This window comes from Ancylobacter lacus (assembly GCF_018390635.1).
Classification (GTDB): Bacteria; Pseudomonadota; Alphaproteobacteria; order Rhizobiales; family Xanthobacteraceae; genus Ancylobacter; species Ancylobacter lacus.
Genome location: NZ_JAHBGE010000007.1, coordinates 24,825 through 47,953, shown reverse-complemented (window position 1 = coordinate 47,953; position 23,129 = coordinate 24,825). Strand labels below are relative to the sequence as shown.

At 67.9% G+C, this 23,129-nt stretch carries 20 protein-coding genes; 17 read left to right on the top strand and 3 right to left on the bottom strand.

Translation table 11 applies throughout. The features are described 5' to 3' along the window. Positions 1-11 precede the first annotated feature (11 nt). From KHC27_RS01045 to KHC27_RS01020, 6 genes are all read left to right on the top strand, one after another. Positions 12-326, top strand: coding sequence for a HypC/HybG/HupF family hydrogenase formation chaperone (locus tag KHC27_RS01045; RefSeq protein WP_213333993.1), 315 nt, complete (start codon positions 12-14; stop codon positions 324-326). Between the two features lie 14 nt (positions 327-340). Continuing rightward, entirely contained in the window at positions 341-1,477 is a 1,137-nt protein-coding gene (hypD, locus tag KHC27_RS01040; RefSeq protein WP_213333992.1) for a hydrogenase formation protein HypD, read from the top strand. Further along, positions 1,474-2,538 (top strand): hydrogenase expression/formation protein HypE, encoded by a 1,065-nt coding sequence (hypE, locus tag KHC27_RS01035; protein WP_213333990.1) that lies wholly within the window; start codon positions 1,474-1,476, stop codon positions 2,536-2,538. The genes hypD and hypE overlap by 4 nt, the downstream gene beginning before the upstream one ends. Before the next feature lie 28 nt (positions 2,539-2,566). Beyond that, a complete protein-coding gene (locus KHC27_RS01030; RefSeq protein ID WP_213333988.1) occupies positions 2,567-3,178 on the top strand; it encodes a HupE/UreJ family protein in 612 nt (203 codons plus the stop codon). Position 3,179: 1 nt separating this feature from the next. Continuing rightward, complete coding sequence (locus tag KHC27_RS01025) at positions 3,180-3,581, top strand: CBS domain-containing protein (protein ID WP_213333986.1); 402 nt, start codon at positions 3,180-3,182, stop codon at positions 3,579-3,581. 149 nt (positions 3,582-3,730) lie between these two features. Further along, positions 3,731-4,429, top strand: a complete 699-nt coding sequence (locus KHC27_RS01020; protein ID WP_213333984.1) for a GntR family transcriptional regulator — start codon at positions 3,731-3,733, stop codon at positions 4,427-4,429. Positions 4,430-4,452: 23 nt separating this feature from the next. Here the strand turns inward: KHC27_RS01020 and KHC27_RS01015 are convergent, their stop codons facing one another. Continuing rightward, complete coding sequence (locus KHC27_RS01015; protein ID WP_425514848.1) at positions 4,453-5,883, bottom strand: aldehyde dehydrogenase family protein; 1,431 nt, start codon at positions 5,881-5,883, stop codon at positions 4,453-4,455. 91 nt (positions 5,884-5,974) lie between these two features. Here KHC27_RS01015 and KHC27_RS01010 point away from each other — a divergent pair, with 91 nt between their 5' ends. Continuing rightward, positions 5,975-7,381, top strand: coding sequence for an aminotransferase (locus KHC27_RS01010; RefSeq protein ID WP_213333982.1), 1,407 nt, complete (start codon positions 5,975-5,977; stop codon positions 7,379-7,381). 104 nt (positions 7,382-7,485) lie between these two features. Here the strand turns inward: KHC27_RS01010 and KHC27_RS01005 are convergent, their stop codons facing one another. Both KHC27_RS01005 and KHC27_RS01000 read right to left on the bottom strand, forming a co-directional pair. After that, entirely contained in the window at positions 7,486-9,540 is a 2,055-nt protein-coding gene (locus KHC27_RS01005; RefSeq protein WP_213333980.1) for a hydantoinase/oxoprolinase family protein, read from the bottom strand. A gap of 20 nt (positions 9,541-9,560) precedes the next feature. Then, complete coding sequence (locus tag KHC27_RS01000) at positions 9,561-11,396, bottom strand: hydantoinase B/oxoprolinase family protein (protein ID WP_213333978.1); 1,836 nt, start codon at positions 11,394-11,396, stop codon at positions 9,561-9,563. A 164-nt stretch (positions 11,397-11,560) separates the two neighbouring features. On the opposite strand from KHC27_RS01000, the gene KHC27_RS00995 reads away from it, so the two are divergent. The 10 genes from KHC27_RS00995 to KHC27_RS00950 all read left to right on the top strand — a co-directional run bounded on the left by KHC27_RS00995 (position 11,561) and on the right by KHC27_RS00950 (position 23,125). Beyond that, the gene (locus KHC27_RS00995; RefSeq protein WP_213333976.1) at positions 11,561-12,655 is read left to right on the top strand and encodes an ABC transporter ATP-binding protein; all 1,095 of its coding nucleotides are present in this window, start codon (positions 11,561-11,563) and stop codon (positions 12,653-12,655) included. Between the two features lie 36 nt (positions 12,656-12,691). Further along, positions 12,692-13,873 carry an ABC transporter substrate-binding protein gene (locus tag KHC27_RS00990; RefSeq protein ID WP_213333974.1) on the top strand — a complete coding sequence of 394 codons (1,182 nt, stop codon included), beginning with the start codon at positions 12,692-12,694 and terminating at the stop codon, positions 13,871-13,873. Between the two features lie 90 nt (positions 13,874-13,963). Beyond that, positions 13,964-14,815: an ABC transporter permease gene (locus KHC27_RS00985; protein ID WP_213333972.1), complete on the top strand. Its 852-nt coding sequence runs from the start codon at positions 13,964-13,966 to the stop codon at positions 14,813-14,815. Next, on the top strand, positions 14,812-15,678 hold the full coding sequence (locus KHC27_RS00980; RefSeq protein WP_213333970.1) for an ABC transporter permease: 867 nt from the start codon (positions 14,812-14,814) through the stop codon (positions 15,676-15,678). Before KHC27_RS00985 ends, KHC27_RS00980 begins: the two co-directional genes overlap by 4 nt. Before the next feature lie 261 nt (positions 15,679-15,939). Further along, positions 15,940-17,943, top strand: a complete 2,004-nt coding sequence (locus tag KHC27_RS00975; RefSeq protein WP_213333969.1) for a CocE/NonD family hydrolase — start codon at positions 15,940-15,942, stop codon at positions 17,941-17,943. Continuing rightward, the gene (locus KHC27_RS00970; RefSeq protein ID WP_213333968.1) at positions 17,940-18,581 is read left to right on the top strand and encodes an ABC transporter permease; all 642 of its coding nucleotides are present in this window, start codon (positions 17,940-17,942) and stop codon (positions 18,579-18,581) included. The genes KHC27_RS00975 and KHC27_RS00970 overlap by 4 nt, the downstream gene beginning before the upstream one ends. Further along, a complete protein-coding gene (locus KHC27_RS00965) occupies positions 18,578-19,207 on the top strand; it encodes an ABC transporter permease (RefSeq protein WP_213333967.1) in 630 nt (209 codons plus the stop codon). The genes KHC27_RS00970 and KHC27_RS00965 overlap by 4 nt, the downstream gene beginning before the upstream one ends. Before the next feature lie 11 nt (positions 19,208-19,218). Further along, positions 19,219-20,151 (top strand): ABC transporter ATP-binding protein, encoded by a 933-nt coding sequence (locus KHC27_RS00960; RefSeq protein ID WP_213333966.1) that lies wholly within the window; start codon positions 19,219-19,221, stop codon positions 20,149-20,151. 5 nt (positions 20,152-20,156) lie between these two features. Beyond that, positions 20,157-22,217, top strand: a complete 2,061-nt coding sequence (locus KHC27_RS00955) for a CocE/NonD family hydrolase (RefSeq protein WP_213333965.1) — start codon at positions 20,157-20,159, stop codon at positions 22,215-22,217. Further along, positions 22,214-23,125, top strand: a complete 912-nt coding sequence (locus tag KHC27_RS00950; protein WP_213333963.1) for an ABC transporter substrate-binding protein — start codon at positions 22,214-22,216, stop codon at positions 23,123-23,125. Before KHC27_RS00955 ends, KHC27_RS00950 begins: the two co-directional genes overlap by 4 nt. The last annotated feature ends 4 nt before the right edge of the window (positions 23,126-23,129 follow it).

Here is a 23,129-nt window from a genome sequence, read left to right as displayed (position 1 = left end):
GAGAAACCGTCATGTGTCTCGGTATTCCCGGCCGCATCGTCGCCATCGTCGACGAGGACGCCATGCTCGCCAGCGTCGATGTCTCCGGCGTGCGACGTACCGTCGACGTGGTCTGCGTCGCCGAACCCGGGCGAAGCCTCGATGCGCTGGTCGGCGCGTGGGTGCTGGTCCATGTCGGCTTCGCGATGAGCGTCATCGACGAGGAAGAGGCCGCCGCCACGCTCAAGGTGCTCACCGAGATCGGCGAAGCGGAGGGCGAGATCGAGGCGATGCGCACCAGCAGCGCCGAACCCTTCCATCCATCCCTCGCGCCGCGCGCGCAGTGATAGGGAGTCCCGGCATGCGTTACGTCGATGAATTCCGCGACCCCGCTCTGGCGCGCGGCCTGATTCGCGAGATCGAGACCCTCGCCGCGCGCATGGAGCGCGGTCGCGACCGACCCTTCTCGATCATGGAAGTCTGCGGCGGGCATACCCACGCCATCTTCCGTTACGGGCTCGAGGGCCTGTTGCCGGACATCATCGAGTTCGTGCACGGTCCGGGCTGTCCGGTCTGCGTCCTGCCCATGGGGCGCGTCGACGACTGCGTGACCATCGCCGAGCGCCCGAACGTGATCTTCGCCACCTTCGGCGACGCGATGCGCGTGCCGGGTTCGCGCAAGAGCCTGCTCGCCGCCAAGGCGGACGGCGCCGATGTCCGCATGGTCTATTCGCCTCTGGACGCGCTGGCGCTCGCCCGGCGAAATCCCGATCGTGAGGTGGTGTTCTTCGGTCTCGGCTTTGAGACGACCATGCCGTCGACCGCGCTCACCGTGCTCCGCGCGGCGCGCGAGGGCATCGCCAATTTCTCGATCTTCTGCAACCACATAACCATCATTCCGACCCTGCGCTCTCTCCTGGAGATGCCCAATCTCGGCATAGACGGGTTCATCGGTCCGGGCCACGTCTCCATGGTCATCGGCATCGAACCCTACCGCTTCATTGCCGAGGAGTTTCTCAAGCCGATGGTGGTGGCCGGTTTCGAGCCAATCGATCTGCTGCAGTCGCTGCTCATGGTGCTGCGCCAGCTCGACGAGGGCCGGGCGGCCATTGAGAACCAGTATGCCCGGGTGGTGCCGGACGCGGGCAATCCGCGGGCGATGGGCGCGGTGGACGAGGTTTACGAACTGCGCCCGACTTTCGAATGGCGCGGACTGGGCTCCATCGCGCATTCCGGCGTGCGGCTGCGCGAGGCCTATGCCTCGTTCGATGCCGAGCGGCGCTTCGCGATGTCGGAGATCCAGGTCGCCGATCCCGAATCCTGCCGCTGCGGCGAGGTGCTGACCGGGCAGTTGAAGCCGTGGGCATGCCCGATGTTCGGCACCGCCTGCACGCCGGAGACGCCGCTTGGCGCCCTGATGGTGTCGTCGGAAGGTGCGTGCGCGGCCTATTACCAGTATGGCGGCCTGCGCCAGCCGCAGCTGGAGGGCGCAGCATGAACCCCGTTGTCCCGCGGCCGTTCCGGGCGCCACGCCGCACCCTGCCGAAAAGCGTCACGCTGGCGCATGGCGGTGGCGGCAGCGCAATGCGCGACCTCATCGACGAGGTGTTCATCGACACCTTCAACGCCACCGGCGGCGCACCCGAGGACCAGGCCCGCTTCGACCTTGCCGGGCTGATGGCGAAGGGCGACCGGCTCGCCTTCACCACCGACGGATTCGTCGTCGATCCGCTGTTCTTCCCCGGCGGTGACATCGGCAAGCTCGCGGTCTGCGGCACGATCAACGACCTCGCCGTCGGGGCCGCCCGGCCCGTCGCGCTGTCCTGCGCGGTCATCATCGAGGAAGGTCTGCCCCTCGACACCCTGTGGGCGGTGGCCCGCTCCATGGCTGACACGGCCCATGCGGCGGGCGTGCCCATCGTCACCGGCGACACCAAGGTCGTGGCGCGCGGTGCCTGCGACAAGCTCTTCATCACCACCACCGGCATCGGTGTGATCCGCGCCGGTATGGAGGTGGGTATAGGCCGGGCGAGGCCGGGCGACGTCGTCCTGGTCAACGGCCAGCTCGGCGACCATGGCGCGGCGATACTCAATGCCCGCGGCGATCTCGCGCTTGACGCGGAAATCCGGAGCGACTGCGCGGCGCTGCACGACCTGATCGACACGCTCGTCACCGCGGCGCCCGGCGTGCGCACGCTGCGTGATGCCACCCGGGGTGGTGTTGCGGCGGTGCTCAACGAACTGGCGTCGGCGAGCGGCGTCGGCGTGTGCATCCGCGAACTCGACACGCCGATCCGCAGCGACGTGCAGGGCTTCTGCGAGATTCTCGGCCTCGATCCGCTCTATCTCGCCAATGAGGGCAAGATCGTCGCCATCGTGCCGCCAGAGCAGGCCGAGGCGGCGCTCCGCGCGCTGCGCGGGCATCCGCTCGGGCGCGACGCGGCAAAAATCGGCACCGTGACCGATGGCCGGCCGGGGCGCGTCGTCATGGAAACCCGCTTCGGCGGCGAGCGCATCGTCGACATGCTGGTCGGGGACCAGCTTCCGCGCATCTGTTGATCCAGAATAAACTCCAGGAGGAACACCCATGGGCATTTACCGCCGCCGCGTCGCAACCTTTGCCGCCGCGCTCCCCTTCGTCGTCCTCAGCCCGGCGCTTGCCCTCGCGCATACGGGGGTTGGGGTGACGCATGGCTTCGTGCATGGCTTCACTCATCCCATCATGGGGCTCGATCACGTCATGGCCATGGTGACGGTCGGTATTTTTGCCTGGCAGATGGGCGGCCGGGCGCTCTGGGCGGTGCCAGCGGCCTTCCTCGGCGTGATGGCGCTCGGCGGAGCCATCGGAGCGATGGGTATCGACATCCCCTTGGTCGAACTCGGCATCGCGCTGTCGGTCGTTGTGCTCGGCGCCGCGGTCGCGCTCGACATCCGGGCGCCGCTGGTGCTCGCCACAGCGCTGGTCGGCTTCTTTGCCCTGTTCCACGGGCATGCCCATGGCGCGGAGATTCCGAAAAATGCGGGCGGCCTCGCCTATGGCGCCGGCTTCATGCTCGCCACCGCTGCCCTGCTCCTCGGTGGCCTCTGCACCGGCTTGGTCCTCGACCGGGCGGCGGAGGTGCGGGGGCGGGTGTGGACCCGCGCCCTCGGCGCGGTCGCCTGCCTGATCGGCGTGGGCCTCGTGGCGGGGACCATGTGATTTGGCGGCGGCACCGGCCTCGCCGACGGTCGGCGACATCCTGAGCAAAGTCCGCTGTCCTCTCGTCGAGGTGGGGGTCGACGAGCCTCTCGAGTCGATCGCCTGCCTGCTCGCCTTCTGCGGCCTCGATGCGGTTCTGCTGGTGCGCTCCTGCGGCGGGGCCGAACGGGTCGTCTCGACGCGACACCTGATCGATTCGTTCTCGGCGGTCGAGCGGGCAGGCACGCCGGCCCCCGATCTGCTGCGATGCAGCCCCGACGATCCCGTCTTCTGCATCGCCGGAACGATGCTTCACGGCGATCACGACGCCCTCGTCGTTGAAAAGGATGGCAAGAGGCTCGCGCTCATCACGGTCGAGAATCTGGCGGAATATCTGATGATGAGAGGTGACGTTTCGGAATGATCGGGCCGGCGCATCGACAGATGCACGTTGCGGCAACCACGACGCGAAAAGTGGCGCCGGCCTGAGAAAGTGACTAGATTAGTGATCACAAAATAGCTTACCCCTGTTCATGACGTAGGCACGAAAGCGCAGGGCGCCTGTCGAAACGCATGACCGAACAGCTCGTTTTTGAGAAGATGGAGAGGGACCCGCTGCATGAGCGGGTCCATCGCGAACTGCGTGCCGCCATCATCGCCGCTCGGTTCGAGCCCGGCCAGAAGCTGACGGTGCGTGCCATCTCGTCGGCCTTCGGGGTCAGCACCATGCCGGTGCGCGCCGCTTTCGCCCGGCTCGCCGCGGAGAAGGCCGTCACCGCGCTCGCAAATGGAACGATCTCCATTCCGCTGCTGACACGCGAGCAGTTCGACGAGTTGATCGAGCTGCGCATGCTGCTCGAAGGCATCGCCACCGAAAAGGCCGCGCGTGTCATCTCCGGCGAGGAGATCGAGGCGCTTCAGCAGATCGCCGGCGAACTGCACGAGGCGGCCCAGGCGAACGATGCCGACGCCTATTTGCGCCTTAATCAGCAGTTCAAGTTCACCGTCTTCAAGGCGGCGCGGGCGCCGGCACTGGAAGACCTGATCGAGCGGCTGTGGCTGCAGATCGGGCCCTTCATGCGCCATTACGCGGCCGATATTCGCGGCCAGCTCGACACCGACCGGTATGACGCGGTGATCGCCGCGCTGCGCCGGGCGGATGGCCGGACGGCCCGTGCCGCGATGGAGGAAGATGTCGCCGGCGGCGCCGCCTTCCTCAAGCGCGTGGCGGTGTTTGCCGAGACATCGGCGGAGCCGCCGGCCGGCAAGTGAGCCGGCCGGCGCGCTGCGCCGGGTCAGCCTTCCGGCAGGTATGACGTCTTGGTCTGGGTGAAGAAGTCGCGCGCGGCGCGGCCCTGCTCCTTCGGCCCGTAGCCGGAGGCCTTCGCGCCGCCGAACGGCACATGGTAATCCACGCCCGCCGTTGGCAGGTTCAGCATGGTCATGCCGGCCTTCACGTTGCGGCGAAAATGGTGGGCGTATTTCATCGTCGTCGTGCAGATGCCGGCGGAAAGGCCATAGGCGGTGTCGTTGGCGACCTCGAGCGCTTCTTCATAGTCCTTCACCCGGATCACCGACGCCACCGGGCCGAACACTTCCTCCCGGTTGATGCGCATGTCGCGATGGGTGTCGGCGAAGAGCGCGGGCGACAGGTAGAAGCCCTCGGTCGCGCGGTTGAGCCGCTCACCACCAACGACCAGCCGCGCCCCCTCGGCGCGCGCAATGTCGATGTAGGACATGTCCTTGGCGAGCTGGCGTTCGTCGATCACGGGGCCGACCTGGGTGCTGGCCTCCAGCGCGTGGCCGACCTTCAGGCCACGCACGCGTTCTGCCACCGCGGCGACGAAGCGGTCATGCACCCCCTCGGTGACGATGAGCCGGCTCGAGGCCGTGCAGCGTTGGCCGGTCTGGTAGAACGCACCGTTCACGGCACATTCGACCGCGATGTCGAACGGGGCGTCGTCGAGCACCACGAGCGGGTTCTTGCCGCCCAGCTCGAGCTGCACTTTCGCGCCGTTGCCCACCGCATGGGCTGCCACCTTGCGGCCGGTAGCGGTCGAGCCGGTGAAGCTGATGCCGTTGATCTCCGGCGAGGTGGCCAGCGCTTCGCCGACATCGGCGGCGCCAATGACCAGGTTGACCAGCCCGGCGGGAAGCCCCGCCTGTTCCATGATCTCGAACAGGGCCACGGCGCTCGCCGGTACAAGCTCGGAAGGCTTCAGCACCACCGCATTGCCGTAGGCGATCGCCGGCGCGATCTTGTTGGCCGGAACGGAGGAGGGATAGTTCCAGGGCGTGATCAGCCCGACCACTCCGATGGGCTCCGGCATCACCTCCACCTCGACGCCGGCCCGGATCGAGGGCAGTCGTTCGCCGGCAAGGCGAAGCACCTCGCCCGCGTAGAACTTGAAGAGCTGGCCGGCACGCGTCACCTCGCCAATGCCGTCGGCGAGCGGCTTGCCTTCCTCGCGCGACAGCAGCCGCCCGAGCACCTCGCGGCGGGCCAGAATCGCGGTGCCGATGGCATCCAGCGCCTCGCTGCGGGCCTGCAGCGTCATGGCTCCCCAGACCGGAATCGCGGACCGCGCGGCCGCGATCGCGTCGCCGACCTGGGCGGGCGTCGCGAGGGAGAACTGGTCGATCACATCGGAAACGTCCGACGGATTCACGTTCTGCAGGGCGCCGGATCCCTCGACCCACGCCCCGCCGATGAAATTGCGCTGCACGTTCAGCTTCCCTTCATTGCGAGATCAGTGATCACACTTTATAGTGCTCCGCGACCTGCTTCAACACGCCGTCCAGTCGGAGAGCCTGCGCATGAGCCTCGAACCGCACCACAACATGTCACTGGAAGAGATGGACAAGCGCAGCCTGTTCCATCCCTTCACCAGCATCGGCGATCATCTCGCCAATGGCCCGCGCATCATGAGCTCGGCGACTGGCGTGCATGTCACCGACAGCAAGGGGCGGCGCTATCTCGACGCCGCCGCGGGGCTCTGGTGCGTGAATGTCGGCTATGGTCGCCAGGAGATCGTCGAGGCGATGACGCGGCAGGCCGAGGCGCTGCCGTTCTTCCATTCGTTCACCTCGATGGCGAACGAGCCGTCGATCCGCCTCGCCGACCGCGTGCTGCGCTGGGCGCCGGACCATATGAGTAAGGTTTTCTTCGGCAATTCAGGTTCGGATGCCAACGACACCAACATAAAGCTCGTCTGGTACTACAATAATATGCGAGGAAAGCCGGCAAAGAAGAAGATCATCTCCCGCAACCGTGCCTATCACGGCGTCACCATCGGCGCTGGAAGCCTCACCGGGTTGCCCTATTGCCACCAGTTCTTTGATCTTCCGCTGCCGCAGATCCTGCGCACGCATTCGGTCGACCAGTATCGCGAAAAGCCCGATGGCATGAGCGAGGCGGAATTCACCGCCTATCTCGCCAGCGAGCTGGAAGCTCTCATCCTCAAGGAGGGACCGGACAACGTCGCCGCCTTCATTGCCGAGCCCGTGATGGGCACGGGCGGCGTTCTCGTCCCGCCGGCAGGCTACTTCCCGGCGCTTCAGGACGTTCTTGACCGCTACGACGTGCTGATGATCGCGGATGAGGTGATCTGCGGCTTCGGCCGCCTCGGAGCGCCGTTCGGCACGACCCATTTCGGCATCCGGCCCGACATCATGACCATGGCCAAGGGGCTATCCTCCGGTTACCAGCCCATTTCGGCAAGCGTCATATCGAATCGCATGTGGGACGTGCTGAAGGAGACCTCGGGTGAGGTCGCCTCCTTCGCCCACGGCTTCACCTATTCCGCCCATCCGATTGCCGCTGCGGCCGCGCTCGCCAATCTCGACATCGTCGAGCGCGAAGATCTCGTCGGCAATGCCGCGAAGGCGGGCGCGGAGCTGAAAGACGCGCTCCGCAAGCGGCTCGGCGATCACCCCATGGTCGGCGACATCCGCGGCGTCGGGCTGATGCTCGGCATCGAGATGGTGGCCGATCGCGCCAGCAAGCGGCCCTTCGACCTGTCGCTCAAGGTCGGCGCCCGTATCGTGGCCAAGGCCTATGAGCAGGGCGTGATCGTTCGCCCGCTGGGCAACCTCATCGCCATGTCGCCGCCGCTCACTCTGTCCAGCGCACATATCGAGGAGCTGGTCACGGGTCTCGGTCGCGCGGTCGACATCGTGGCGGACGAGCTGGCGCGCGAGGGTGCGTTCTCCCGCAAGCACTGAACGGCTGCGCCTGCCCCGTCGAGGCGAAGGCCCCGGACACAACTGTCCGGGGCCTTTTTGCAGCGGTCTTCAGGGGAGCGGACCGGCCGGCGGCCGCCCTGCCTTCAGTGCAGTTCGAGGCGATAATTGCCGTCGCTGTCGGCCGTAGCGTTCCAGCGCGGCAGCACCATGATCGTCGTCGTCGGTTCCTCGATCACGGCGGGACCCGTCACCCGCGCGCCGGCCCCGAGATCGGCGCCGCCATAGACCGGGCAATCGATGATGCCGCCGGCATCGCGCACATAGACGCGCCGGTGCGCCTTCGGGAGCGGCGCTCCCTGTTGCGCGGGGCGGACGACACGCACCGGCCGTTCCGGCGCGAGCCCGATCGCCCGCACCTTCCAGGTGGTGAACTCCACCACGTCGGTCTCGGCCTTCACCGAATAGATGCGCTCATGCATGGCGTGGAAGGCTGCCACCATGCGCGGGAGATCCGCCGCGTTCAGCCCCGCCGCCGGCAGGTCGAAGGGCACCTCGATCTCCCAGGACTGGTACCGATAGCGTCCGAGATAGACGGTCGCGAAGCGCTGGCGCTCCGCCGGTATGCCCGCCTCGGTCAGGAAGGCGCGTCCGCGCGCGGTGAGGCGTGCAACCGCCTCGTTGATGCGCGCGGGATCGAAGGCGGCCGAGGAGGTCAGCGCCGTCGCCTGCTCCTCCCAGCGTATATCGGAGATGAGGCCGCCATAGGCGGAAAGCCCGGCGGCAAAGCGCGGGACCATCATCCGGCCGATGCCGAGCTCCTGGGCGATCTCGCAGATGTGCGCCGCCGTCGCGCCGCCGCCGACCACCATGAAGCTGTCGCGCGGGTCGATACCCTCCTTCACCGTCATGTCCTCGATGGCGCCGACCATGATGTTGTTGCTCGTCGTGTAGATGGCATAGGCGGCCTCCTCGAGCGACACCCCCAGCCCGTCGGCGATCTCGCCGACCACCCGTTCCGCGGCCGCCCGATCGAGCTTCATCCGTCCCCCGAGGAAATAATCCGGGTCGAGAATGCCAAGCACGACATTGGCGTCGGTGACGGTGGGACGCTGCCCCCCGCGCCCGTAGCAGGCGGGGCCGGGGCGTGCTCCCGCGCTGTGCGGCCCGACATGGAGCATGCGGCCCGCGTCGATGGAGGCAATGGAGCCGCCGCCGGCGCCGACCGAGCGCACGTCGATCTTGGGAATCCCCAGAATATCGTCGCCAATCATCGCCTCCTGCGAGACGATGAAATGCCCGTCGCGGATCGCCGAGACGTCGAAGGTGGTGCCACCCATGTCGACGACGATAACATTCGGCTCCGGCGTGAGCTGCTGGGCGGCAACCGGTGCCAGCGTCGGGCCCGACATGACCGAGAAGATCGGCCGCGCGATGAGATCGTCCGGTGGCATCATGCCGCCGACGCAGTTGGCGAGCAGCAGCTCATCGCGGAAGCCCGCAGCCTCCAGCGCACCCGTGAGCTTCGTCACATAGTCGCTGACGATGGGCAGCAGCGAAGCGTCGATGACGGTGGAGATCGCACGGCGATATTCGCGCCCGATCGGGTTGAGCTCGTGGCTCAGCGTGACGGGCACGCCGGGCCAGACCTCCTGGATGATCTCCCGCGCGCGCCGCTCGTGGCTGCCGTCGATGATCGACCAGAGGAAGCAGATGCCGATCGCCTTTACCCCCTGCGCCTTCAGCCGTAGGGCTGCCGCCCGCACGTCATCCTCGTTCAAGGGCTCGATCACCTCGCCGCGCGCGCTGATGCGGCCCCGGATCTCGGCGGTGTCGGCGGGCAGGACATAGGGGTCGGGGAAGTCGAGCCGCCAGTTGAAGACGGGCTTTCGCACCGCCTCGCGCAGGGTGAGTATGTCCGGGTGGCCGGCATTGCACAGGAAGCCGGTGCGGGCGACCTTGCGCTCCACCAGCGCGTTGGTCGAGACGGTCGAGCCGTGCACGATGCGGCCGGTCTGGCCAAGGAAGTCGGCGAGGCCCAGCCCGAAATGCTCCGCCGCCAGCTTCAGGGCGTTCATGAAGCCGGTCTCGAAGTCCGGCGGCGTCGACGATGCCTTGAAGATGTGGAGCTCGCCCTGCGCGTCCTCGACGATGCAGTCGGTGAAGGTGCCGCCAATGTCGATGGCGATGGAAAAACTCATCGTAGGTTCCGCCGGAATGGTCAGTAGGAGGAAGAGCGGTTGGCGCGACGTTCGGTCGTGGCGGCCTCGTCGAGTTCCCACCCGCCGATGGTCTGGCTCGGGCGCACGATGACGCCATAGACCTCCTCGGCACGGTCGGGCGAAACCCAGCCTCGGCGGACCGAGCGCAGCACCCTTTCCGGTGCGCGCGTATAGGGGTCGCCATAGCCGCCGCCGCCGCAGGCCCGGAACAGGACCGCCTCGTCAGCGCCGATGGTGACGTCGCCGAAGGTCACAAGCTGCGCGACACGGCCATCGCGATGCCGATGCCAGTTGCCGGAGGTCGCCGCGTCACCGCCCCCGCGCACGCCGCGCGCGGGAGTAATGTCGCCGTCGCTGCCCCAGTAGACGGTCATCGAGCCGACCAGCGGGCGGTAGGTGCCGGCGATGCCGGGAGCGCCGTCGAATTCGCCGGCTCCGCCGGAATCGACCGCAACGCGGCGCTCCTCCACCAGCATCGGGTACATGGCTTCGTTGATCTCGACGGAATCGACCGCCATCTGGCCGCCGTCGCAGCCCGCCCCCGACAGCAGCCAGCCGTCATAGCCGGAAAGGCCGGCGCTGCCGCCATAGCCGAGGAAAATCTGGTTCACATAAGGCTGTCCGCCGGTGGCGGGATCCCCCTGCGTCGGGTCGGTGCCGGAAATGACCGCCTCGCCGAGCGCCTGCGAATAGGCGAACTCGCCCATTCCGTGCGGTTCGCCGATCTGCGAGAAGCAGCTCGCCACCGCCGTGATCAGGCGGCTGGTGAGGTTGGTCGTGGCAACGGAGGTGCCGACCGGGTAGGCGGGCCGCCCCAGCGCGCTGCCGTCCTTCAGCAGGATGCGAATCCGCGAGGCGCTGCCCTGATTGTGCGGCAGGTCGGGGTCGAGATTGTAGAACACGCCGATGCGGCAGGCGGCCAGCGCCGTCGCCTCGGTGAGGTTGAGCCCGCCGGGTACGCAGTCCACATTGTCGGTGGCGTCGACGGTAATCACGGCCTCGTCCGGGTCGATGCTCAGCGTGACGCGTACGGGAATGCCGTCTTCGGCGACGTTGGGAACCGGGTCGTGGCGGGTCTCGAAGCGCCACGTGCCCTTCGGCAGCGAGCGCACTTCGGCGATCATCCGCCGCTCGCCATAGGCCATCCATTCCTCGATGAACGCCTTCACCGTGGCGCGGCCATAGCGGTCGCACAGTTCCTTGAGCCGCCTCTCGCCAACCCGGCAGGCGCCGACCTGGGCCTGGTAGTCGCCGTACCAGAGGTCGGAGACGCGAATCTTCATCCGGCACATGCGGATGATGTCCGCCTTGTCCCTGAAGCCCTCCTGGATGCGCACGCAGGGAAGGTGGATGCCTTCCTCATAGATGGTCCTGGCTTCCGGCAGGTAGGTCGTCGGGATTGGCGCGCCGATATCGGCATGGTGGGCCCGGGCCAGCGTCCAGAACAGCGGTTCGCCATCGCAGAACACCGGCACGCACAGCGTCATGTCCGCGTGATGCGTATTGCCGGTGTAGGGGCAGTTGTTGATGAAGGCGTCGCCTTCCCGGATGTCGTCGAAGAACTCGGTGATCGGCTTGGTCGCCAGGTCGAGCGCCGTGATGTGAATGGGGATGCAGTCTTCCACCGACAGCAGCCGGTGGTCATAGGTGAGCAGGCCGCAGGAAAAGTCGCGGGCGTTCTTGATCACCGCGGAGCGGCTTGACCTCATCAGGGTCGCGTTCATCTCGCGCACGATGGCGGAGAGGCGCGACGAGAGTACCGAAAGCAGGAAAGGCTCGATGGCCGTGACAGCCTCGCCCGTCACGCCGTCGCCGGGCGTTTTTCTCGTCGCCATGCAGATCCCTCTTATTGCTTTTTGCGATCAGTGATCACAGAATAGCTTTATGCTAAGCGAAGTGATGCGGCGGCTCAAGCTCCGAACGATCGTTCGTCGTGCCTGCTCCGGCGGCAGCGGAGCGCCGCCAAACCGTGAGGTCCTCTCCTTGTTCGGAAGCGCCCATGCCCAGCCGTGCCGATAAAGCAAACGACGCGCCGGCGCTGGAGATCATCCGCGCCTCGCGCCATTTCGGCAGCGTCAGGGGACTTGACGACGTTACGGTCACTGCCGCGCGAGGCGAGTTCCTCACCATTCTCGGGCAGAGCGGCTCGGGCAAGACCACGCTCCTGCGCATCATCGCCGGGCTCGACCATCCGACCTCAGTCGCCGCGCTCCGCATCGGCGGCAAGGACGTGCTCGGGCTGCCGCCGCATAAGCGCAACGTCACCACCGTCTTCCAGCATTACGGCCTGTTCCCGCATATGAGCGTCGGGCAGAACGTGGAATACGGGCTGAAGCTGCGGGGCGTCGGCGCCAGCGAGCGCCGGAGCCGGGCCGAGGCGGCGCTGGCAACGGTGCGGCTGACCGGCAAATACGATCGGCGCATCCACCAGCTTTCCGGCGGCGAGCGCCAGCGGGTCGCCCTGGCCCGCTCCATCCTGACCGAACCGGATGTGTTGCTGCTGGATGAACCGCTCGGTGCGCTCGACGAGCGGCTGCGGCTCGACATGCAGATCGAGCTGGTCGAGCTGCAGCGCCGCCTCGGCATGACCTTCGTCTTCATCACCCACAGCCAGGAAGAGGCGCTCACCATGAGCGACCGGGTCATCCTGATGAGGGGCGGGCGCATCGCGCAGGAAGGCACGCCGCGCGATCTGTTTGAGCGGCCCTGCTCGCGTTTCGCCGGCTCCTTCATGGGGGTGGAGAACATCATCGGCGGCACGGTCGCCAGCTTTGCGGATGGCATGGCCGGGATCGCCACGCCCGCCGGCATCTTCCACGGCCTCTGGACGGGTGCTGCCGCACCGCATGTCGGCCAGTCCGCGGCGCTGCTGCTGCGTGCCGAAAAGCTGCGCCTCGGCGCGACCGCGTCAGCCGACGGCTTCGAGGGGCGGATCACCGCCCGGATCTACAAGGGCAAATACATCGACGTCTCGATGGATACCCCTGTCGGCCCGATTCACGCCCGCGCCTGGACCGATGACGATCTCGCCTCCGAGACCGTGCGGATCGGTTGGTCCGCCGGCGATGCCAGATGCGTCCCCGCAGAGGGATGACCACCACAACACCTTCCAGAACCAGGATAAAGCCAGATGAACGGGCATAACCTCGCCACGCCGTCGAGCCGGCCGGGCCTCAGCCGCCGTGCCGTCCTCAAGGCCGCAGCCGCCGGCGCCGCCGTGCTCGCCGCCCCGGGGCTGATCCGGCAGGCGCGGGCCGCCACGCCCACCGTGCGGATCATGGGCGTCGAGACCGCGGCACTCACCGACTGGTCGGCCTTCGAAAAGGAGACCGGCCTCACGGTCGAGTTCACCGGCATCAACTCCGATCCCGGTATCTTCCGCCAGGAAGTGGTGGCCAATGCTGCCGGCGAGCGCATCGACATCTTTCTGATGGATGGCGGCATCGAGGACGAGCTCGGCACCAAGGGCTTCTTCGCCCCCATCGACACCGCCAAGGTCAAGGGCTGGGGCGAGGCGCCGGCTGCGGTGATGAACTCGCCGCTGGCGCAGGGACCGGATGGCCAGCAGTTCGGCATGCCGGTGGTGATGAACGCGGATTCCTTCGCCTATTACCCCGAGGCGATCGACGAGAAGGAGCCGCTCTCCTACGCCCTGCTGTTCGAGAGCGACACGACGCTCGGCAAGGTGGCGCTGGAGAACACCTGGCTCACCTCCCTGCCGATGGCCGCCACCTATCTGAAGGTCACCGGCCGGCAGACGATCGCCGATCCCTCCAACATGACGCCGGCGGAGGCGAAGGCCGTCGTCGACTTCCTGGTCGCGCGCAAGAAGGCCGGCCAGTTCCGGGCGCTCTGGTCGACCTTCGAGGAATCGATCGATCTGATGGCCCGCAAGGAGGTGGTCGCGATCAACTGCTGGGAGCCGGCGGTGAAAGAGCTGCACAAGCAGGGCAAGGACGTCCGCTACGCCTTCACGAGGGAAGGCTACAACAAGTGGATGATCTGCGCGTATGTGCCCAAGGAGGCCGCCACCGGCGCGCGCGCCGACATCGTCGCCAAGGCGCTTTCCGGCTTCCTCGGTGGCGCCTATGCCGCGCAGATCGCCGTGCTGCGCGGTTACGCGACGGCCAATGCCAAGGCGGGCCTCGCCTATGCCGAGACCCAGAAGATGCCGGCAGAGGACATCGAGTCGATCAAGGCCAACATCGCCAAGATCGAGAAGAAGTTCGCGGCCCCGCTGTTCTGGCAGAACGCCGCGCCGGCCAACCTTCAGGCCATCGAGGCCGAATGGGAGCGCTTCCGCCAGGCCTGAAGCCGGATCGGCGATCCCTGAACCGTTGCGCGGGTGGCGGCATCGCCGCCCGCGCGCTCCTGTCGCTTCACCCTTGCCATCCGCGGGCCGATGCTGCGCACCACCCTGATCCTCTTCATCGCCGTGTGGGCGGTCTTCGTCGTGGTGCCGGTGGCGCTGCTGGCGGTGTGGTCCTTCCTCGAAATGAAGGACTACAGCTTCTCCCCCGGGCTGAGCACCGCCGCCTATGCCGCCGTGTTCGATTCCGGCCGCTATGAGGTGACGCTGCGCACCCTGCGCATTGCCGGCCTCGTCACCGCGATCGAGCTCGGCCTCGCGCTGCCTTTCGCCCTGTGGCTGGCCAAGGCTGTACGCTCTTCCCTGCTCAAGGCGATGGTGCTGGCCCTGCTGACCGTGCCGTTCTTCGTCAGCCTCGCCTCCCGCACCATCGTCTGGCGCTCGGTGCTCTCGCGCAGCGGCCTCGTGAACACGGCGCTCCTGCATTTCGGCATCATCGAGCAGCCGATCGACTGGCTGCTGTTTTCCGAGTTCTCGGTTCATCTCGGCCTTCTCGCGCCCTCCTTCCCGACCATGGTGCTGCCGATCTTCCTGTCCATCTCGCTGATCGACGACGAACTGATCGAGGCGGCGCGCGATCTCGGGGCGCCGCCGGCGAAGGTGCTGGGCGACGTCATCCTGCCGTTGGCCCTGCCCGGCATCATCGCCGGCCTGATCTTCACCTTCGTGCCGCTGCTGGGCGAGACGGTGGTGCCACAGCTTCTCGGCGGGGGCCGGGTATCGATGCTCGGCGCCTCCATCACCAGCCTGCTCCAGGTACTGAACTATCCCGTAGCCGCCGCGCTCTCGACGCTGGTGCTCGGCATCCTTGCGGCGCTGTTCCTAGCGCTGCGTCTCATTGGCGGGGGCTCCATCGCCGCCGTGTTCGAGGGGATGAAGCGATGAGCACGTCCGGCACCATCGGCCGCAGGGCGGAGGCCATGCCGCCCGAGGTTCGTCCCGTGCGCGTGCGCGCCGGCCAGATGGAGCGTCGTCTCGGCCGGCTTGCCGCGCTCGGCGGCTTCGGCATGATCGCGCTCACCTATGCGCCGATGCTCTGGCTGGGCATCATGTCGGTCAGCGCCGATCCGCTCGGCGGGATGCCAGGCCCCTTCACCCTGGAGTGGTACGACCGGCTGTTCACCGACCAGAGATGGGTCGGTCCGATGCTGGCCAGCATGGGCTGTGGCGCGGTGGTCGGGCTTGCCTGCGCCGCCTCGGGGCTGCTGGTGGCGCGTACCCTGCCGCAGCTCCGGGCGCGCGGCGCCCTTCTCGTCGCCTTTCTGGCGCCGCTGTTTATTCCTGGCGTGCTGCTGGGGGCAGGGCTCTTTCTCTATCTGCGCGTGTTTCTGGGACTGCGGCTGGGCTGGTGGTCGGTCTTCCTCGCCCATTTCGTCTGGGCCTATCCGTTCGCCCTGCTGGCGCTGCTGGTGACGACCACGCGCTTCGACGCGCGATTGAACGATGCCGCCGCCGATCTCGGGGCCGGTCCCTGGCGGCGCTTCGTCGATGTCGAGTTTCCTCTGATCATGCCGGGCGTGGTGTCGGCGGCGCTGTTCGGCTTCCTGCTGTCGTTCAACGAGCTGGCGCGGACCATCCTGCTGCGCGGAACGGCGACGACGCTGCCGCTGTTCGAATGGGCCCAGGCCACCTCGCACTCGTCCAACGTGCCGCTGATCTTCGCGTTGGCCACTCTCGTCCTGCTCGCCAGCCTGGTGCTGATCGGTGTGTCGTTCTGGCTGCTGTTCGGACGCGAAGCCGGGAAATAGACCCGGACCGGGGTCATCGCGCCCGCGCGGCCACCGGCGCCCACCATTGCGCCCGCCGGCGCACGCGTGCCGGCATGGGTACGTCCAGCCCGCGCGACGGCCGCCAGTGCCCCTTAATTGTGCGCCCTCCATTCTGCACAACGGTGATGCGACCGGCGCCGTTCCCTGTCGCCTATCTGATGCGCGAGGTCGGATACATCACTTCGATACGCAGGCCGGCGTGTATCAGTGTGGAAGCTGCACATCGCCGGACAGGACGCCATGCCCGCCCAAGAGACCGTCTGGATCGTTCTGAAAGATGGCTGCCGCCTGGCCGCGCGGCTCTGGTTGCCGGACAATGGCGGTCCGGTGCCGGCGGTTCTCGAATATCTCCCCTATCGCCGTCGTGACCGCCATCGCGGCGACGACGCCATCCTGCATCCCGGCCTTGCGGCAACGGGCTACGCGGCACTGCGGGTCGACATGCGCGGGGCCGGCGATTCCGACGGTACGATGGACGATGAATACACCGCGCAGGAATGGGCCGACGTCAACGAGGTGATCGCCTGGATCACGGCGCAGCCCTGGTGCTCCGGCGCGGTCGGTCTCATCGGCCTGTCCTGGAGCGCGTTCAATGCGCTCCAGATCGCCGCCACCCGCCCGCCGGCGCTGAAAGCCATCGTCACCGTCTGCGGTTCCGACGATCGCTTCGCCGACGACATGCACTATATGGGCGGCGCGCTGCTGAACGATAATCTGCAATACGGCTCCACCCTGTTCACCTGGCTGGCGCCGCCGCCGGACCCGGACATCGTCGGCGCGCGCTGGCGCGAGATGTGGCACGCCCGCATGCAGGCGATCAGCGAGCCGCCGGCCGCGCGCTGGATGCGCCATTCCAGCCGCGACGCCTATTGGCAGTCGGGCTCGGTCTGCGAGGACTATGCGCGCATCGACGTCCCGGTCCTCGCCGTTGGGGGATGGGCGGATGGCTACACCAATGCGGTGCATCGCCTGCTCTCGAACCTCCCCGGTCCGCGCAAAGGCGTGATCGGCCCCGGCGCCCACGCCTATTCCCATGTGGCGACGCCGGGTCCCGGGTTCGATTTCATCAGCCTCGCCGTCCGCTGGTTCGACCGCTGGCTCAAGGGCATCGGCAACGGAATCGACGCCGAACCGATGCTCACCGCCTGGATGCAGGAGCACGAGCCGCCAAAGCCGCAATATGACGTGCGGGCCGGGCGCTGGGTCGCCGAGGCCGAATGGCCGAGCGCCAATATTGCCCGGCGCGAGCTGCATCTCTCGGATGCCGGCCTCGCCGCAGCGGCCACTCCCGTCGCCGTGACGGTGAGCTCGCCGTGCACCGTCGGCCTCGCCTCGGGCGAATGGTGTCCCTATGGCTGGGGCCCGGACATGCCGCTCGACCAGCGCGAGGACGATGCCGGGTCCGCCTGTTTCGACTCCCGGCCGCTCGATGCGGCGATCGAAATGCTCGGCCGCCCCGAGGTCAGGCTGACGCTCAGCGTCGACCAGCCGGAGGCGATCCTTGCCCTTCGCCTCACGGCGGTGGCGCCCGATGGCACCAGCACCCGCATCACCTATGGCCTCATCAACCTCGCCCATCGCGAGGGCTTCGCGGCCGGCACGCCGCTGGTGCGGGGCGAGACCTTCGAGGTCACGGTGCCGCTGAAAGTGGTCGGCTATCGCGTGCCGGCCGGACAGAAGCTGCGGCTGGCGGTGTCGACGCACTACTGGCCGCTCGCCATGCCATTGCCGGTCGCCGCGACGGTGACGCTGCGGGCGGGTTCGCTGGTCCTGCCGGTCCGCCGTGGCGACGCGGTATCGCCGCCCGATCTGGGAGCCGCCTGGTCGCCGCCGCCGCTGGAGGTGGAGGTGATCGAGCCGCCGGCGCGCGGAAGGCTGAGCGTTCTCCACGACGTCGCCACCGGGGACGCCACGGTCGAGGTGGTGCGCAATCTCGGCGCCATCCGCATCGCCGAGACCGGGCTGGAGCTGCGCGCGCTCGGCAGCGAGACCTATACGACGCGGCGCGACCAGCCCTCCGCCGCCGTCTCCGCCGCCCGCCGCAAGGCGGAGTTCATCCGCGGCGACTGGCACGTGCGGATCGAGACCCGCAGCACGCTGACCGCGACGGCTACCGGATGGCGTCTCCACGCCGAATATGACGCCTTCGAACACGGCGCGCGGGTCTTTGCCCGCCAGTGGACGATCGAGACACCCCGCGCCGGCGCCCCGGCGAGCGGGGAGCCGGCAGGCGCGGCACAATGAGCCTCCTGGACTTTCTCGCGACCCGCTGGGAGGACATTCTCGCCGTCTCATGGTGGCATCTGCGATTGTCGCTGATGGCGGTGGCGCTGGCCCTGGGCATCGGCCTGCCGCTCGGCATTCTCAGCCATATGAGCCGGCTCGCCGCCGCCGTGGTGCTGAACGCGGTGAGCGTCATCTACACCGTGCCGACGCTGGCACTGTTCGGCCTGATGATCCCGTTGCTCGGCATCGGCATCCTCCCGGCCATCGTCGCGGTGGTGCTCTATTCGCTGCTGCCGGTGGTGCAGAACACCTATACCGGCCTTTCCACCATCGACCCGAACCTGCGCGAGGTCGCCATCGGCATTGGCATGGGCCGGTTCACCCGGCTTTTCCGGGTCGAGCTGCCGCTTGCGCTGCCGGTCATCTTCGCCGGGCTTCGGGTCGCGGTGGTCAACGCCATCGGCATGGTGACGCTTGCCTCGCTGATCGCCGCCGGCGGGCTCGGCGACTTCATCTTCCGCGGCATTTCCATCATGTCGTGGAACCTCGTGCTGGCCGGCAGCGTCCCTGTCCTGGTGATGGCGCTCGGCGCCGATTACCTGCTCAAGCTCACCGAGCAGCGCCTTTCCCGCGCCCGCCAGGGAATCGCGCCATGAGCTTTGCCGACTACATCGACATCTTCGGCGACAACATCCTGCATCTGCTGGAACAGCACGTCATCCTGTTCGCCATCGCGCTCGCCGCCGCCATCGCGATCGGGGTGACGCTCGGCCTGCTGGTCTACCGCTTCAAGACCCTCGACACGCTGATCGTGCCGGTCGTCAACGTGCTGCAGGCCTGCCCGGAGATCGTGCTGCTGGCGCTCGCCATTCCGTTCCTCGGCATCGGTATTTCCGGCGCGCTCATCCCGCTCTTCGTCAAGGGCGTGCTGCCGATCCTGCGCAACACGGCAAGCGGCTTCGCGTCCATCGACCCCCGCCTGCTGGAAGCGGCGCGAGGCATGGGCATGAGCCCCGCGCAGATCCTGCTGCGGGTCGAGGTGCCGGCGGTGCTGCCCGTCGTCATCGCGGGCGTGCGCATCTCGGCGGTGATGCTGGTCTCGGTGCTGACGCTCACCGCCTACATCGGCGTCGACAGCCTCGGCACGCTGATCCTGCAGGGCATTTCCCGCATGGACGCGACGCCCCTGCTCATCGGCTCCGGCCTGACCGCGCTGCTCGCCATCACCGTCAACTACCTGCTGTTCGGGCTGGAGCGTCTCGCCAGCCGGCGCGTATCATAGGAGGCGTGCCGATGGCGCTCCGGGTCGACTTCCGCGATGTCACCAAGGCCTTTCCCGGCACACCTCCGGCGGTGGACCGGCTGTCGCTGACGGTGGAGGCCGGCACCATCCTTGCGCTGGTGGGACCCTCGGGCTGCGGCAAGACCACCACCCTGAAGATGGTCAACCGGCTGATCGAGCCGTCCGGCGGCGACATCGTGCTGGGCGACGCCCCGGTCTCGCAGATGCCGGTGAAGGACCTGCGGCGGATGATCGGCTACGTCATCCAGTATGTCGGGCTGTTCCCGCATATGAGCGTGGCGGAGAACATCGCCATCGTGCCCAGGCTGCTGGGCTGGAACCGGGCACGCATCGACGCGCGTGTCGACGAGCTGCTGACCCTGGTCGGGCTGGCTCCGGAGACCCACCGCGACCGCTACCCGCGCAGTCTCTCCGGCGGCCAGCAGCAGCGGGTCGGCGTCGCCCGGGCGCTTGCCGCCGACCCGCCGGTGCTGCTGATGGACGAACCCTTCGGTGCGCTGGACCCGATCACCCGCGTACGGGTGCAGGACGAACTGCTGTCGATCCAGCGCAAGGTGCGCAAGACCATCCTCATCGTCACCCACGACATGGACGAGGCGATCCGCCTCGGCGACAAAGTGGCGGTGATGCGGGCGGGCCGGCTGGTCCAGCACGCCTCGCCGGTCGACATCCTGCGCCATCCCAGGGACGCTTTCGTTGCCGAGCTGATCGGCCACGACCGGCTGGTGAAGCTGCTTTCGACGCTGTCCGTCGGCTCGGTGATGAGCGCGGACGCCGCGCCCGCGGACGTGCCGGCGGTCGCACGGACGGCGTCGCTGGAGGCGGCTTTCCTGCGCATGCTCGACACCGGCCGCGACGTTCTCGCGGTTGAAGGCGGCGGCAGCCTGCATATCCGCGATCTCCTGTGCGCCAGCACGGGGTGAGCACCATGGCGCCCCGGAACGCCCCCTTCGAGGTCGCCTGCGAGCGGCATGTGTGGATTCCCATGCCGGACGGCATCCGGCTCGCCGCCCGGTTGTGGCGGCCGGCCGGTGTCGACGGGCCGGTGCCGGCGATCGTCGAATACATTCCCTACCGCAAGTCCGACGGCATGGCGGCGCGGGATGCCCGCGTCCACCCTTTCTTCGCCGCCCACGGCTATGCCGCGCTTCGGATCGACCTGCGGGGTTCCGGCGATTCCGAGGGGCTGCTGGCCGACGAATACACGCCGCAGGAACAGGCGGACGCACTCGCCGCGCTCGAATGGATCGCCGCCCAGCCCTGGTGCGATGGCCATATCGGCATGATGGGCATTTCCTGGGGCGGCTTCAACGCGCTGCAGGTCGCGGCGCTGCGCCCGCCCCAGCTCAAGGCGATCATCACCGTCGGCTCGACCGATGATCGCTATGCCGACGATGTCCATTACATGGGCGGCTGCCCGCTGAGCGCCAATCTCACCTGGTCGCAAACCTTCTTCGCCGACCTCTCCCGCCCGCCGGACCCCGAGGTCGTGGGGGAGCGCTGGCGCGCGATGTGGCTGGAGCGGGTCGACAACGCCGCGCTGCTCATAGCCGAGTGGACCCGCCATCCCCTGCGCGATGCCTATTGGCGCCATGGCTCGGTGTGCGAGGACTACGCGCGCATCGAGGTGCCGGTGCTGGCCGTTGGCGGCTGGGCGGATTCCTACAGCAATGCCGTGCCGCGGCTCATCTCCGGCCTGCCCGGCCTGCGCCGTGGCCTCATCGGCCCATGGGGGCACGATTACCCCCATCTCGCCGTCCCCGGCCCCCGGATCGATTTTCTCGGTGAATGCCTGCGCTGGTGGGACCGATGGCTGAAGGGCCGCGAAACCGGCGTCGATCACGACCCGCTGCTGCGGGTCTGGCTGCAGGACGAACTGCCGGCCGACGCCTCCCATGCCGAACGGCCGGGACAATGGGTGGGCTTTGCCACATGGCCCTCACCGGATGTCGCGACCGACTCGCTCTATCTCGGCGGCGGCGGCCTGCACGCGGCACCGCCGCAGGCCGCCGAGCTCCGCCATCTGAGCCCGCTCGACGCCGGTTTCGGGGCCGGCGAGTGGTGTGCCTATGGCCTTGCCGCCGACCAGCCCACCGACCAGCTCGAGGACGATGCCCGCGCGCTCTGCTTCGACACCGGCCCGCTCGCCGCTGACCTCGCGGTGATCGGGCAGCCGGTGCTGCACCTTGAACTGGCAGCGGACCGGCCGCGGGCCATGGTGGCGGTGCGGCTGAACGACGTCGCGCCGGACGGCAGCTCGGCGCGGGTGAGCTACGGCCTCATCAACCTGAACCACAGCGCGGGGCATGACCGCTTCGCGGCACTCGTACCGGGGCAGTGCTATTGCGTGGCTGTCCCGCTCTGCGACATCGCCCATCGCTTCAAGGCCGGCCATCGCCTCCGCGTCGCCGTCTCCACCTCCTATTGGCCGACCGCCTGGCCGGCGCCGGAGGCGGCGACGCTGAGCCTGTTCGCCGGCGCCAGCCGCCTCGCCCTGCCGGTCTGGCATCCCGGCGCGCAGTCGCGACGGCTGCCCGATATGGACCCGCCGGTGCTGCCGCCGGCCGAGCCGCGCACCACGCTGCGCGAGGGCCGATTCCGCCGCGAACTCGCGAGCGACCTCGTCTCCGGCATCCGCCGCATGCAGGTGCACCTCGACTATGGCGAGGAGCGCATCGAGCCGAGCGGCATGGTGATCGGCCGGATCAATGACGAGACCTATGAGGTCGTGGCCGGCGACCCGCTCTCCGCCCGCATCGCGACCGGCTGGACCATGACCATGGCGCGCGGCGACTGGTCGGTCCGCACCGAGAGCCTCGCCCATATGTCCGGCGATGCCGACAGCTTCCGCATTACCGCGAGGCTCGACCTCTTCGAGGGCGAGGTCCTCGCCAGGACAAGAACCTGGGACGTCACGATCCCACGGGAAGGCACCCGCAACCCCGACGCGGCCAACGTCGTCGCACATCCAGAGGAACAGAACGCATGAACCGCCTCTTCACCCGCCGCGCCGTCTGCGCCGTCGCCGCGGCCACGCTCGCTCTCACAGCCGCGGCGACGCCCCGCGCCCAGGCCGAGGCGCCGATCAAGATCGGCTGGCCCAACATCACCGAGCAGGCCATGCTCGGCGTCATGGCGGCGCTGGTGATCGAGAAGAAGCTCGGCCTGCCGGTGGAGCGCTTCCCCAATCTCGGCGGCACGGGCATTGCCCAGCAGGCGATCATCTCCGGCGCGATCGACGTGCTGCCGGACTACACCGGCGACGCGCTGGCCAATGTGCTGAAGCTGGACCCGATCACCGACCCGAAGAAGGCCTATGAGGTCGTCCGCGACGGCTACAAGGACAAGTACAAGATTACCTGGCTCGCCCCCACCAGCTTCAACAACACCTACGCGCTGGCCCTGAAGGGGGACAAGGCCAAGGAGCTGAACATCAAGACGATTTCCGACCTCGCCGCGCAGGCGCCGAAGTGGACGCTCGGCTCCTCCGTCGAGTTCGCGGCCCGCCCGCTCGACGGCTATCCCGGCATGAGCAAGCATTACGGCTTCAAGTTCGGCGCGATCAAGCCAATGGAGATCGGCCTGATGTACACGGCGGTGGATTCGGGCTCCGTCGACGTCATCGTCGCCTTCGCCACCGATGCCCGCATCGGCAAGATCGGGCTCGCCGTGCTCGACGACGACAAGCTGTTCTTCCCTGCCTACAACGCGGCCATCACCGTGCGCGACGATGTGCTGGCAAAGCACCCGGAAATCGGCCCCGCCATCGAGGCGGTGACCAACTCGCTCGATACCGAAACGCAGATCAAGCTGAACGGACAGGCGGACATTGACGGGCTGGACATCGAGAAGGTCGCCGAGATGTACCTGAAGGAAAAGGGCTTCATTCCGAAGTAAGGCG